10 protein-coding genes are annotated in these 13,426 nt (G+C 64.5%); 9 read left to right on the top strand and 1 reads right to left on the bottom strand.

Going from position 1 to position 13,426, the window contains the following annotated elements; all coding sequences use genetic code 11:
- From AC1DGD_RS17240 to AC1DGD_RS17200, 9 genes are all read left to right on the top strand, one after another.
- On the top strand, positions 1–846 hold an 846-nt coding region (locus AC1DGD_RS17240), incomplete at its 5' end, for a lipoyl synthase (RefSeq protein ID WP_476857632.1).
- Between the two features lie 76 nt (positions 847–922).
- The gene (locus AC1DGD_RS17235; protein ID WP_476857631.1) at positions 923–1,759 is read left to right on the top strand and encodes a methylenetetrahydrofolate reductase; all 837 of its coding nucleotides are present in this window, start codon (positions 923–925) and stop codon (positions 1,757–1,759) included.
- Positions 1,749–3,215: a D-serine/D-alanine/glycine transporter gene (cycA, locus tag AC1DGD_RS17230; protein ID WP_476849732.1), complete on the top strand. Its 1,467-nt coding sequence runs from the start codon at positions 1,749–1,751 to the stop codon at positions 3,213–3,215. Before AC1DGD_RS17235 ends, cycA begins: the two co-directional genes overlap by 11 nt.
- Positions 3,212–4,141 (top strand): formyltetrahydrofolate deformylase, encoded by a 930-nt coding sequence (gene purU / locus AC1DGD_RS17225; RefSeq protein WP_476857630.1) that lies wholly within the window; start codon positions 3,212–3,214, stop codon positions 4,139–4,141. The genes cycA and purU overlap by 4 nt, the downstream gene beginning before the upstream one ends.
- Before the next feature lie 1,139 nt (positions 4,142–5,280).
- On the top strand, positions 5,281–6,183 hold the full coding sequence (locus AC1DGD_RS17220; RefSeq protein WP_476857629.1) for an aminoglycoside phosphotransferase family protein: 903 nt from the start codon (positions 5,281–5,283) through the stop codon (positions 6,181–6,183).
- 77 nt (positions 6,184–6,260) lie between these two features.
- A complete protein-coding gene (locus tag AC1DGD_RS17215; protein ID WP_476857635.1) occupies positions 6,261–7,721 on the top strand; it encodes an HNH endonuclease signature motif containing protein in 1,461 nt (486 codons plus the stop codon).
- Between the two features lie 673 nt (positions 7,722–8,394).
- Positions 8,395–9,303, top strand: coding sequence for a phosphotransferase (locus AC1DGD_RS17210; protein ID WP_476857628.1), 909 nt, complete (start codon positions 8,395–8,397; stop codon positions 9,301–9,303).
- A gap of 123 nt (positions 9,304–9,426) precedes the next feature.
- Entirely contained in the window at positions 9,427–10,719 is a 1,293-nt protein-coding gene (locus tag AC1DGD_RS17205) for a C-glycoside deglycosidase beta subunit domain-containing protein (protein ID WP_476857634.1), read from the top strand.
- A 32-nt stretch (positions 10,720–10,751) separates the two neighbouring features.
- Positions 10,752–12,230 carry a sugar phosphate isomerase/epimerase family protein gene (locus AC1DGD_RS17200; RefSeq protein ID WP_476857627.1) on the top strand — a complete coding sequence of 493 codons (1,479 nt, stop codon included), beginning with the start codon at positions 10,752–10,754 and terminating at the stop codon, positions 12,228–12,230.
- 64 nt (positions 12,231–12,294) lie between these two features.
- Here the strand turns inward: AC1DGD_RS17200 and AC1DGD_RS17195 are convergent, their stop codons facing one another.
- Complete coding sequence (locus AC1DGD_RS17195) at positions 12,295–13,239, bottom strand: LysR family transcriptional regulator (RefSeq protein WP_476857626.1); 945 nt, start codon at positions 13,237–13,239, stop codon at positions 12,295–12,297.
- Positions 13,240–13,426: the final 187 nt, after the last annotated feature.

The raw sequence follows: 13,426 nt of genomic DNA, 5'->3' as shown, positions 1-13,426 counted from the left end.
TGTGAAGAGGCCGGCTGCCCGAACATCTTCGAATGCTGGGAAGACAAGGAGGCCACCTTCCTGATCGGCGGCTCCGAATGCACCCGGCGCTGCGACTTCTGCCAGATCGACACCGGCAAACCCTCCCCCGTGGACATGTTCGAGCCCACTAAGGTGGCCCGCTCGGTCCAGGCCATGGCCCTGCGCTACGCCACCGTCACCGGTGTAGCCCGCGACGACCTCGCCGACGAGGGCGTCTGGCTCTACGCCGAGACGGTCCGCAAGATCCACGAACTGAACCCGGGCACCGGCGTCGAACTGCTGATCCCGGACTTCTCCGGCAAGCCCGAGCACATCGCGGCGATCTGCGACTCCAAACCCGAGGTGTTCGCCCACAACGTCGAGACCGTGCCCCGGATCTTCAAGCGGATCCGCCCGGCGTTCCGCTACGACCGCTCCCTGGACGTCATCACCCAGGGCCGCAAGCTCGGCATGGTCACCAAGTCCAACCTGATCCTCGGCATGGGCGAGACCCGCGAGGAAATCTCCGAGGCGCTGCGGGACCTGCACGAGGCCGGCTGCGACCTGATCACCATCACCCAGTACCTGCGCCCGTCCGAACGGCACCTGCCGGTGGACCGCTGGGTCAAGCCGCAGGAATTCGTGGACCTGCAGAACGAAGCGGACGAGATCGGCTTCCTCGGCGTCATGAGCGGGCCCCTGGTGCGTTCCTCCTACCGCGCCGGCCGGCTCTGGGCCACCGCGATGCGCAAGAAGGGCTGGGAAATCCCGGCCGAACTCGCGCACATCGAAAGCTCCGGAAGCACCCGCCAGGAAGCCAGCTCGCTGCTGGCAGCTACGGCCTGAACAACCCAACCTTGATGCCCAAAACCTGATACCCAAAAACCTGATGCCCAAAAAATCTGATGTTCAGAGAGGACCAATGATGTTCCCCATCAGAATAGAAATCATCCCTTCCGGGGGAATCGTTGAGCGCGTCACGGACCTGGTGCCGTTGACCACGACGCTCACGGTGACGTGCCTGCCCCATCACGGCATCGAGCGGACCATGCGCACTGCCGTGCAGCTTGGTGTGCTGGGCTACACCGTCATCCCGCACCTCGCCGCGCGGACCCTGCATGACCGGGCCGAGCTGACCGGAATCCTCCGCGACTGCGATGCCGCCGGCATCCGCGAGGTCTTTGTCATCGGCGGGGACCGGAAGCAGCCGGCCGGCCCGTATGAGTCCGCCCTTCCTCTGCTGGAGGACATCGCGCAGTACACAGGCGGGTTGATGCGGGCAGGCATTGCGGGCTACCCGGAGGGCCACCCCTCCGCCGGCCCCGTGGAGGTGCTGGACGCCCTCCTGGCAAAACAGCACCTAGCTTCGCATGTTGTGACCCAGATGTGCTTCGCCCCGGAGAAAATCCTTGATTTCGCGGCGCTCCTGCGCCGCGAAGGCGTTGAGCTGCCCATCTGGGCAGGGGTGGCGGGGTCCGTGCCCCGGACCAAACTGGTCTCGCTGGCTACGCAGATCGGCGTCGGAAGTTCCCTGAAGTTCCTGAGCCGGAAGGGCCCGCTGGCCCGCAAACTCCTGAGCGGCGACCACTACTCGCCGCAAAGCCTGGTGTCCGGGCTGGAAAACCAGCCTGGCAACCTCGCGGGCATCCATCTCTACAGCTTCAACAGCCTTGACTCGGTTCCCGGCGGACCGGGTCAGGCGCCCATCTCAGCAGCACTCCAGACAGCATTGATTCGAGGAGCAGCACGTGACAACTGAAACCGTAACTTCCCACCAGGAACCGCATCTTGAGCGGCAGCTCAGCAACCGGCACATCCAGCTGATCGCCATTGGCGGCGCCATCGGCACCGGCCTGTTCATGGGCTCGGGCAAAACCATCTCCGCGGCCGGACCCTCCGTCATCTTCGTCTACATGATCATCGGCTTCATGCTGTTCTTCGTGATGCGGGCCATGGGCGAGCTCCTGCTGAGCAACCTGAACTACAAATCCTTCAGCGACTTCGCAGCGGACCTCCTCGGGCCCTGGGCCGGCTTCTTCACCGGATGGACGTACTGGTTCTGCTGGGTGATCACGGGAATCGCGGACGTCATCGCCATTGCCGGCTACTCCAAGGAACTCTGGCCGGGGCTGCCGCTGTGGATCCCGGGCCTGGCCACCGTGGCCATCCTCCTGCTCCTGAACCTCACCACGGTGAAGGCGTTCGGCGAGACGGAGTTCTGGTTCGCGCTGATCAAGATCGTCGCTATCGTGGCGCTGATCGTGGTGGGCCTGTTTATGATCTTCAGCGGGTTCCAGTCCGATGCCGGCCCTGCCAGCTTCACAAATCTGTGGAGCCACGGTGGATTCTTCCCGAACGAGTTCATGGGTTTTGTGGCCGGCTTCCAGATCGCCGTGTTCGCTTTTGTGGGCATTGAGCTGGTGGGCACCACCGCCGCGGAGGCCAAGGACCCGGAGAAGAGCCTGCCGAAGGCCATCAACTCCATCCCGATCCGAGTGCTGCTCTTCTACGTGGGCGCCCTGATCATCCTGATGTCTGTCACTCCCTGGACCCAGTTCCAGGCTGGCCACAGCCCGTTCATCGCCATGTTCTCCCTGGCAGGGCTCGGAGCCGCGGCAACGATCGTGAACCTGGTGGTGCTCAGCTCGGCCATGTCCTCGGCCAACTCCGGCATTTACTCCACGTCGCGCATGGTCTACGGGCTGGCCCAGGAGGGCGACGCGCCGTCAGTCTTCAGCAGCCTGTCCCGGCGTAAGGTCCCGCAGAACGCCCTGTTCCTGTCCTGCGTCCTCCTGCTCTCCGGCGTGGTGCTGATGTACGCCGGACAGGACATCGGCAAGGCCTTCGACATGGTGACCACCGTGTCGGCCGTCTGCTTCGTGTTCGTATGGTCCATCATCCTGGCCAGTTACCTGGCCTTCCGCCGTCGCCGCCCGCACCTGCATGACGCGTCCAAGTTCCAGATGCCCGGCGGAATCCCCATGGTCTGCGTGGTCTTCGCGTTCTTCGCCTTCGTCCTCTGGGCGTTGACCACGCAGCCGGACACACTTCTGGCACTCCTGGTAACGCCGGTCTGGTTCATTCTGCTCGGCGCCGCGTGGTTCGTGCTGCGCCGGCGCCCCGCGCACTTGGCCCGCTATGAAAGCTTCCAGGCTGAGCTCGCGCAGGACGAGGAATCAGCTGTTGCGCGAAAGTTTGAGAAGGTGCAGAAATGACCGCACAGACCCCAAACAGCCCCGATCCTGCAGCTGTGGAACCCGGTGCCACGGCAGAGCACATCCTGACCGTCGACTGTGTTGAGTCGCCGGGCATCGTCCATTCGGTCTCGGGATTCCTGCTCAACCACGGCTGCGACATCCTGGACATCAAGCAGTACGGGGACAAGGGGCAACGGCACTTCTTTATGCGCGTCCACTTTTCCTCGGGTTCCTCCTCCGACGCCTCCTTAGGGCAGGATTCCTTCAGCACCGAGGACCTGCGCCGCGACTTCACGCCTGTGGCCGAAAAGTGGGAGATGAATTGGCAGCTGGAGCCGCACGGCCGCAAACGCCGTGTCCTGGTGATGGTGTCCAAAATGGGCCACTGCCTCAACGATCTACTCTTCCGGGCACGCACCGGCGACATCCCGGTGGAAATCGTCGCGGTGGTATCCAACCACCGCGACCAGGAGGGCCTGGTCCAGTGGCACGGCATCCCGTTCTTCCACCTGCCAGTCACCAAGGACACCAAGCCCGAGGCGGAGGCCCGGCTAATGGAGCTGGTGGACGCCTTCGACGTGGAACTCGTGGTCCTGGCCCGTTACATGCAGGTCCTGAGCGATGAGCTCTCGGCTCAGCTGGCGGGACGGACCATCAACATCCACCACTCGTTCCTGCCCAGCTTCAAAGGCGCAAAGCCGTACCACCAGGCCTACGACCGCGGCGTCAAGACCGTGGGCGCCACGGCTCACTACGTCAACGCCGAACTCGACGAGGGCCCGATCATTTCCCAGCAGGTCATCGAGGTGGACCACACGTACACCGCTGATGACCTGGTGGCGGTGGGCCGGGACGCCGAATGCGCGGCCCTCCGCAACGCCGTCCGCTGGCATTGTGAAGGCAGGATCCTGCTGCTCGGCAACCGCACCGTCATCTTGCGGTAGGCCATGAAACCGACAAATGTGCCACGCTGGCGCCCAGTGTCGTGGAACGCCTTGCCCGTCGGGCAGCCGGTGAGGCTCTCGCAGGACGGACGCCCTATCGGCTCCGGCACCGTGGACGGAACCACGCCAGACGGATCCATCATCTGGGTTGTCCTTGACGGCTGGTCCGAACGGCGAATGTTCCACCGGGAGGATTATGTTCGGGTCGAAATTAGCGCGTAGCCGGCCGCGGCCAGCGCGCGAGTCATCGCACCGGAAGCGCGCTGATCGGCGGTTGCGCAGGGAAACCTGGGCTGTCATTCTCGCGGCCGGTGCCCTGTTGGCAGTGATCCTGTGGCAGGCACTGTCCTATGGAAACTGACAAAACGCCAGCGGACGACGCCGACTGGGCTCCATAGAAGGTCAAGACGACGGCATCAGAGTCCGTCGAATTCAGACTGGTTCGATTTTGCTGGGCCGGGGTTCAGCATGATGTCCGTTCTGCTTGCTCGGGATCTCGGTCGGCGCTCAGGGGAGCGCGTACACGCGTCGGGCGTTGTCGCGTCCGACGAGTTGCACGATCCTGCGGGCGTCCGCCTCGGAACAGTCGTCGTCGTCGATCCATCCGCCGACTACCTTGGTGATTGCGTTGCGCCACAGTCTCGCTCCGAGGTAGTGAAGTTCGGCTGGGCCGCCACCGCCGCGCAGCTCGCCGCCTCCATCACCTTCCTGCTCAGCGACGACGGCACCAACGTCAACGGCGCCACCGTCGCTCGTTTACCTGCGTCAGGAGGGCGGCGCAGCGACGGTTCAAGTCCACCCTCCGGACGCCGCGACCGGCTTTCTGGAAAAGTTGCGCAGCCAGGTGTGGGACAAGCCCGAGGTGATAGGGCAGCTGATGACGGCAGCGCCGACAGCCAGGGTTCTGGAAGAGGTGGCCCGCGAGGGCCAGGGCGCGGGCTGACCGCTGAGAATCCGGTGGTCCCCGCCGGATGAGCTAGCCGCAACTTCATGTCGTCCCAGGACGACGGCGGGACGTCCCGCCGCCGTCGGATTCCATGTCCTCCCGCGCCCCGTCGGCTCTTGGGCTCTTGACCTATATTCGGACGAGGGGAAAGGATCGGACTGCATTGCCGGCACAAAGGAAGGCGGATTTCTGAATGGCTCGAATGCCGCCAGCCACGGTGGAAGTGGGTGACGCGGTGGTCCAGCGCCTCGTCCGGGACCAGCGGCCCGACCTCGGCGATTTTCCTTTAGCGCGGGTTGCCAACGGCTGGGACAACGCGACCTTCCGGCTCGGTGACGGCCTGGCCGTCCGGCTTCCGCGCAGGGTGGAGGCCGTTCCGCTGATACTGCATGAGCAGCGCTACCTTCCCGACATAGCCCGCCGCTCCCCGGTTGCTGTTCCTGTCCCCGTCCATGCCGGCAGGCCGACGTCGGACTTTCCATGGCCGTGGAGCATCGTACGGTGGGTCCCCGGAGCCGCTGCGGCCGACGTCGGCCCGGCAGACCGCGGGCCGGCGGCTATAGGCCTGGCCGATTTCCTGCTGTCCCTTCACGTGCCCGCCGAAACGGGCGTCCCGGTCAACCCTTTCCGAGGCGTGCCGCTGGCGGACCGTGACGCTGTGCTGGTGGAACGGCTCGGGGACCGCGAACGCTACCCGCAGGCGGCCGCGCTGAGAGCAGTGTGGGCGCAGGCCTTTGCCGCCAAAGCCTGGGATGGTCCGGCGATGATGCTCCACGGGGACCTCCACCCTGGCAACATCCTGCTGGCCGACGACGGCTCCCTGGCCGGCGTCATCGATTTCGGCGACGTCGGGGCAGGGGACCCGGCTGTCGATCTTGCGGTGGGGTGGCTGATGTTCGACGCCGGCACCCGCCACCGCTTCATGGGCGCCTTTGGCCCCGCAGTAGATGGAGACACCTGGATGAGGGCGCGTGGTTGGGCCCTCATCCTGTCCACCGCCATGCTGAGCAACTCCGACGATAATCCGCGGATGTTCGCCGTAGGAAAGTTCGGGATAAGGCAGATCCTGGATGACGGACTTCGCCTGCAACTCTGACGCCAGAGTTAAATGTCAGTGGCGCCTGCCATGCTGAGGGTGTGGAAGGCAAAGCAGCTGCGGAGACGTTGGAGGCCATGGAGGCCTCCCTTGCCAGGTTGTCTGCATTTGCCGGTCGCGGAGCCGGGAACGCGGCCTCGACTGGCGCCGACCCTCTTCGGGACGAAGCGGACGCGTGCCTGGACGGTATGGCTGAGGTCGCCAGCATGGAAGCCAGGCTGGCCGCCCTGAAAGTGCACTTCGCCGCCGGATATGCCCGCGCTGCCGTCGCCATGGCGGGCCCAGCCGATTCCCCGCAGGAGCGCACCGCCCAGGAAATGGCCGTGACAGCAGAGGTGGCCTGTGTCCTGACCGTGAGTGAAAGATCGGCGGCGGCGCTCCTGGCAGAGTCGGCCACCCTGACCACTAAGTTGCCCCTGACGCTGGCTGCGCTGCAAGTAGGCAGCATTTCATGGCAACACGCGCGGGCGATGTGTGATGAAACGTCCGGTCTGGACCCCGCCGCGGCGGCTGCCTTGGAGGCTCATTTCCTGGACCCCGAAGCTCCCTTTGCCGCGCGTGGCTGCCCCGCAGGGGAGCTGGTGCCGGGCAGGTTCCGGGCCAAGGCGCGCAGATGGCGTGAGCTGCACCATCCCGTAAGCATCGAAGCCCGCCACCGCAAGGGTGTGGAGGACCGTCGGCTGGAATATGTGCCGGACCGGGACGGCATGGCCTGGCTCTCGGCCTATCTGACTGCGGATGTGGCGGTGGCTGCATGGTCCCGTGCCACGGAAGCGGCCCGTGCCCTGCAGGAGCCGAATGAATCCCGGACCCTGACCCAGCTCCGTGCGGACGTCGCCGCCGACTGGCTGCTGGCGGGGGTGGCGGAAGGAACTCCGTCACCCAAGGCGCAGGTCCTGGTGACCGTGCCGGTGCTGTCTCTATTGGGCGCCGAGTCGGAACCGGCCACGCTGGACGGGTATGGTCCCGTTCCGCCGAGCATCGCCCGCCGGCTTGTGGGGGATGGCGCCGGATCGTTCCTGCGTGTGCTGACCGATCCGCGCAGCGGAGCGCCGCTGGAGATCGGACGGACCAGCTACCGGGTTCCGAAGGCGATGCGCCAATGGTTGCGGCTTCGGGATGGCCGGTGCCCTTTTCCCGGCTGCAACAACCATTCCCTGGATAACGAAGCGGATCATCTGTTGGCTTGGTCCGAGGGAGGCGGCACCGGGGTCACCAATCTGGGCCAGCCATGCCGACGGCACCACCGGCTCAGACACACCACAGCATGGAGGCCGGTTGACGCGACCCGGGACCAGCCACCCGGCTGGATCTCACCTGCGGGACGCTCCTATCCCAGCGAACAACAAGACTGGGAACCACCACGCTGGCCGCAACACCTCGGCCACGCGGGTGAAGGCCGGGAGTTGGAACCGCCCGACTGGCCGGACGTACTTGTCGGCGCTGTTGGACCCGGAGAGACCGTCGGACCCGGAGAAGCCGCTCCGCCATTGCCGGTGGATCCCTTTCCTGACTGGGCACTGTTCATCGCGGCGTAGGAGCGGGGCTCCATGTTTCCCTCCCCGTCCAATGAGAGGCTCGAAAGGATGTGCCGGCCATTGGCCTGCACCCCTGCCTCCGCCGTGACCCTGAGCCGTGACCCTGAGCCGTGACCCTGAAAGGCCGGATCGGCCAGGACGAACGCGACTCAGGCCACCGTCCCCACGCCCATCACGGCCAGGGTCAATCTCGACTCACCGGACGGGTTCGTCGGGTCTGCTTGCTGCGACGATCATGCGACGCATGACGCCGAGTGGATGGGGAAGAAGGCCTTGATGAAAGTTTCTTCATGGCCGTTTCATCCCTGCCTCATTGTTGTGGTTCACGCTGGACACACGAATGGCTTGCGCCGGAAGAGCCTGGGTATGGGGAAGCGGGGGCATGGTGGACGGAGCATGGCTGTCTACTGTTCGGGGGAACAGCACGCCTGGAACGCGTCAATCTGCTGCGTCGCACCACTCGCTGGTGTCTCCGCCGGTCCATGGAATTGATTCCATGGATTGGCCCTCCGCCGTTCCGGCGTCTGCCGACGACGATACCGGCACGGCCTGGCTGGTTCAGCGGGCTTGGCCAGAGAAGACACCAGGAGAATTTGTACTGGAGGTCCGGACTCCGGGAGTGCCAGGCGTCCGGGGAGCTTATTTGCGTCACGGGCAGTTCGAACTAATCCCGTTGGACGATCCGGGGCTTCCCGCCTTGCGGGGGGAAGCGCAGCAGGGGGAATTGATTTCGTATTGGCCGTACCATCAGGCTGTCGTCCGGGCGGAGGGCCGCTATATAAAGATCTTCGGGCCCGGGGGCGCCGTCGTACCGGCCGAGCGCTGCGCGCAAATGGAGGTCCTGCTGGACGCCGGCAACTTCACAACGCCCAGAATCCTTCGTCAGAGTTCCCAGGCGGACGTCATCGTTTTCAGCGCCATGCCGGGACCGACTCTGAACGAGCTGGGCCGGGTGGAAGCGGCCGTCTGCGATGAAGCGTTCGCCAGGGCATGGGAGAAATGGTCGCGCGCCTGGGTCGCGGAACTGAACGGCTCCCATGGTCCAGCAGCACGAGGCGTTCTCGACAGCCTTCCGCTCCGTTCAGCAGAGTGGGAAGCCACGAAGGTGTGCCGACGGGTGGACGACTGGTTGCGGCACAATGAAAACGTCCCCGAGTTGTCGTCTCAGCGCGCTGTCTTGCGCGCCGCTGTAGAGCAAGTGGCCATGAACCTGATACGGACGGCGCCGGATCCGGTGGTATGGGCCCACGGAGACTTATACGACAAGCAAATCATCGTTCCCGACGGCGACATCCCGCCCGGACTGCTGGACTTCGACAGTACGGCCCGGCACGAGGCCGCCCGGGATCTGGCCGGCCTGGACGTCCATCTGGAGCTTCATCTACGCAATAAGCGCATGACGCCGGCACGATATCTGACGGCTCACACGCAGGTGCTGGCCGTGGCCGAGGAACTGCGCGTCAGTCCAGCCCGGTTCGATGCGTACTCGGACGCCATCTGGCTCCGTCTGGCACTTTCTCCGTTACCTGGCCGCTTCTCTCTGGCCATCGGCGTCCTCGCGGAACGGGCCGAAAGGAGCTGAGGCCCTCGAGGCGGCCAGCTCGTCGAGCCCTTGGCATGTTTTGCCGGTTAGCCGCTCACTTAGGTGTAAAAGCGACAGAATGATTGCTACTCTGGATTCTGCACCTAGAGAGAGTGAGCAATGATGCTTCTCGAAAGAGACCTCATCCAGTCCGTCGGCTTCCGCAACGTAAAGGACGGCGGACGTGTAACCGGCTTTCAGTTCCGGGTCCGGATGCCTTCCTACCGGGGCATGGCCGCGTCCCTCATCGATGGCATCGCCGTTCGCGTGGGCGGCATCGTCGACGTCGGACCTGACGTTCCGCTGTGGACCTTCGGCGGGCGGACCTACACCCTGCAGCAGCTCTGGGAAAGTGATGGCGTGCGCTGGCCCCTTGAGGAAGCGGCAGTGGTCACCGTTCCCCTCAACGGCGGCCTGCCGCAGGGCGTCCACGAGCTCTCCATCGAGCTGCGGCTGCGGATGTCCTACATACCAGTCGAGCACCAGCCCACCACCCACCGGACCAGCCGCAAGGTGACCCTCGCGCCGGAAGGCGGCGAAGGTACCTTCCGCTACGGCGTTTCCCTCTACAGCTTTATGGGCGATTACGGCACGGTGATGGACCTTGAGACGGCGCTGGCTGCCGTCGCTGACGTGGGCGCCACCGGCGTCGAGATCCTCGGCGAGGGCCACGTTCCCAACTATCCGGAACCGTCCCCGGCCTGGATCGATAACTGGTTCGGCCTGCTGGAGAAGTATTCGCTGGAGCCGACGAACTACGGTTCCTGGATTGACACCCGTCTTCACCCGGGCCGCACCATGACGGTCGCCGAGGGTGCGGAGGCCCTGCAGCGGGACCTGCGGCTTGCCAGCCAATTGGGTTTCGGCTTCGTGCGCCCCAAGATCGGCGTGGTGTCCAGCGATCTGGTCCCAGACCCCATCTGGACCGAGTCCGTGGAACGCTCCCTTGATCTGGCCCACGAGCTGGGGATCATCATCTGCCCGGAGATTCATTCGCCGACGCCCATCAGGCACCCCGTCGTCGAGGACTACATCGGCCTCATCGAACGGACTGGAACCAAGAACTTCGGCCTGCTCATCGACACCGGAATCTTCCAGGACCGGCCCATTCCGCTGCGCGCAGGTGAGACCCGCGAGACCCGGCCAGCCTTCCTCGACGGCATCGGCGTCGACCCCGCCGACTTCGCCGATATCGCCCAGTATGTGGTGTTCGTCCAGGCGAAGTTCCACGACATCAACGAGCACCTCGAAGACCAGCAGATTCCCTGGCTGCCCGTGCTCAAGGCCCTCAAGGACTCCGGCTACACCGGTTATCTCTCCAGTGAATATGAAGGCGAACGCACGCCATGGCACGCCATTGAGCAAGTGCGGCGCCAACACGCCCTGATCCGCCGCATCACCGGCGAACTTACCTGACCCATCCCCTTTTCCCAGTAAAGAGAGCAACAATGCCAAACGGACTTCTTGACGATGCAAGCCTCCGCACCCATCCCGACGGTCTCGCGCTTGCCCTGACCCTGCCGTGGTACCGAAGTCTGTGGCTCTCCTCGGTCTCCAGCCTGCGGCTCACCGTCGACGGCCAGGATATCCCCGCCGGGAACTTGTCCCTGGAACTGGGCGGTGTCCGCTATGCGCTCCCGGACCTGCCCGCTCAAAGCGAAACTCTCTGGTACCTCCAGGAACATCCCTTGCTCATCGCCACAACGGAGAGCCCTGTTGCCTTGGGCGAGCAGCACACCGTCCGGCTCATCGGTGAGCTGCGCCTGCCCTACATGCAGATTGCGCCCGGCAAGGACGGCGGTCCCGGCATGTACGTTCCCAACTTCGTGAACCAGACGTTGGAGCTGACCGTCACGGACAGGGCTTCGGCGGCACCGGAACTGACGACGGCGGTCACGCCGCCCCCACCGAAAGCGGAGGAAGATCCGTTCTCGCTGGGGCTCACCCTGTACTCGGCAAGCGCCGAATTCCGGGCCGGCTGGTACGACTTCGACGGTCTGCTGAACCGCGTGGCCGAGCTCGGCATCGGCCCCGGGATCGAGATTGTGGCATCGCAGGTCCTTCCTGCCTATCCCAACGTGACTGACGACTTCGTGCGCTCGTGGCAGCGCGCCTTCGACAAGCACGGCTTCACCGCCAGCTCCTTCGGCGCCAATCTGGACATGGGACGCCGCCGTGACCGCGACATGACCCCGGACGAGGAGTACGAGTTCACGCAGACACTCTTCCACGGCGCCAAGAAGCTCGGTTTCCCGCTCGTCCGCATCCAGAGCGCGAAGCCGGAGCTGCTTCGCCGGCTGCTGCCGCTCGCCGAGGACCTCGAACTCAAACTTGCCTACGAGATCCATGCACCGCTGGGACCCAACTCGCCCGAGATCATGAAGGTCCGCGACGTCTACGCCGAGCTTGATTCACCGCTGTTGGGCTTCGTGGCTGACTTCTCCTCAACCATGCACAGCATGTCTCCCACGCTACTGCGCGCGGTTCGCCGTGCCGGGCTGGACGATGAAGCTGTCGAAAGGCTGCAGGCTATCTGGGGCACTGAGGCACCGATGCGGGTGCGGCAGGAGGAGTTCATTGCCTACCTGCGGGGACATGACTTCGATCCTGCCCGGCTTGGGTCCTTCGCCCACCTGGCGTTCAACATGCACGGCCACGTTAACCCGAAGGAGTGGGCTGACATCATGCCGCAAATCATGCACGTCCACGCGAAGTTCTACGACATTGATGAGCAGGGCAACGAGCCGGCCATCGACTATCCGGAACTGGTCCGCGTATTCGTCGAAGGCGGCTACCGCGGTTACTGGTCCAGCGAATGGGAAGGCCATGCCTTCGCTGAGCTCGGTGAGGTGGATCCGCTGCTGCTGGTGCGGAAGCAGCATGACCTCATCCGCAAGAGCATGCGTACGGCGCTGGCATCAGCCTGACCTGAAAGACCGACGTCCCATAGCCTCGATGCCCGTCCGTTTAGCCGGCCGGGCATCGAGGCATTTAAGGGGCTTCCTTGGTTGCGGCGGCTGCCACGATGTCGGCAGCCTCTTTGAAGAGGCCCCGCATCCACTCATGCTCGGAGTCGCGGTTGTGCGCGGGGTGCCACCACAAGGCATTAACCAGCGGCGTGGCATCGAAGGGCAGCGGCAGGATCCGAATCCCGCCCACGCGCAGGGCGAACGGCACCAGGGCCGCCTGGATGAGCGCGATCCGGTTGGTCCCAACCACAAAATGCGGCAAGGACTGGAAGCTTTCAACAACCACGTCCACGCGGGGCTCAACGCCCAGCTGCTGGATCTGCCGTTCCGCCGACGTTGAGGCTGAGCGCGTCTGATAGGTCATCACCCAGGGAAGTTCAGCGATGTTTTCCATGGTGATTTGCTCGCCGACGGCTTCATTTGACGTGGAGACCACGGCCACCCACCCGTCCCTCCACAGGTCCAGGTAGGGCAGCCCGGTGAGGAATCCATGAGGAATCACCATGCCGTCCACCGATCGAAGGCGGTTGGCTGCATCCTCCACCACCATCGGATTGTGGAGCATGAACCGGAACCGGACACCTGGGGCGCGCTCGGCTGCAAGCTCGGAAACAACTCGGCCAATGGTAGTGAAGCCGTAATCCGAGCCGTAGATGGAGAACTCGCGCTCGGATTCTGTGGGCTCCCAGGTGGCCTGGCTTTCGAAGACACGGCGTGCGGCCTCCAGCGCGGTGGTGGTGTGCTCCGCGAGCCGGAGGGCGAAGGGGGTGAGCTCGTAAGCATTGCCGCGGCGGGCCAGGATCGGGTCCCCAAAGTGGGATCGGAGCCGGGCGAGCGAGGCGCTGAGCGCCGGCTGGCTGAGGTGGAGCCGCTCGGCCGCCCTGGTAACGCTTCGCTCGGTAATGAGGGCATCCAGCGAGATCAGCAGGTTGAGGTCGAGACGGGAAAGCAGGACATGTTTCGTCACGGCGCAGCGATCCTTTGGGAGTGGAACCGTTTCAAGGGAGTGTATCAGCGGGATCAATAACGTAGGCGAAGCCATCAGGGATCTGGATGGACCTTCCGCGGACCCCCGTTAAACTTATGTCCGTCATAGCAAAGACTTATGTGTGTTTTAGGCACATCTCCTGCATACTTGTGAGTGACCGGGGTCA

It is taken from the genome of Arthrobacter sp. 05T45, assembly GCF_056395875.1.
The sequence above is the reverse complement of the archived record's forward strand: the minus strand, read 5'-3'. Positions and strand labels throughout refer to the sequence as shown.

Coding starts and splice junctions, on each gene's coding strand:
- AC1DGD_RS17235 (WP_476857631.1), top strand. CDS start 923: ATGATGTTCCCCATCAGAATAGAAATCATCCCTTCCGGGGGAATCGTT.
- purU (WP_476857630.1), top strand. CDS start 3,212: ATGACCGCACAGACCCCAAACAGCCCCGATCCTGCAGCTGTGGAACCC.
- AC1DGD_RS17220 (WP_476857629.1), top strand. CDS start 5,281: ATGGCTCGAATGCCGCCAGCCACGGTGGAAGTGGGTGACGCGGTGGTC.
- AC1DGD_RS17215 (WP_476857635.1), top strand. CDS start 6,261: ATGGAGGCCTCCCTTGCCAGGTTGTCTGCATTTGCCGGTCGCGGAGCC.
- AC1DGD_RS17205 (WP_476857634.1), top strand. CDS start 9,427: ATGCTTCTCGAAAGAGACCTCATCCAGTCCGTCGGCTTCCGCAACGTA.
- AC1DGD_RS17200 (WP_476857627.1), top strand. CDS start 10,752: ATGCCAAACGGACTTCTTGACGATGCAAGCCTCCGCACCCATCCCGAC.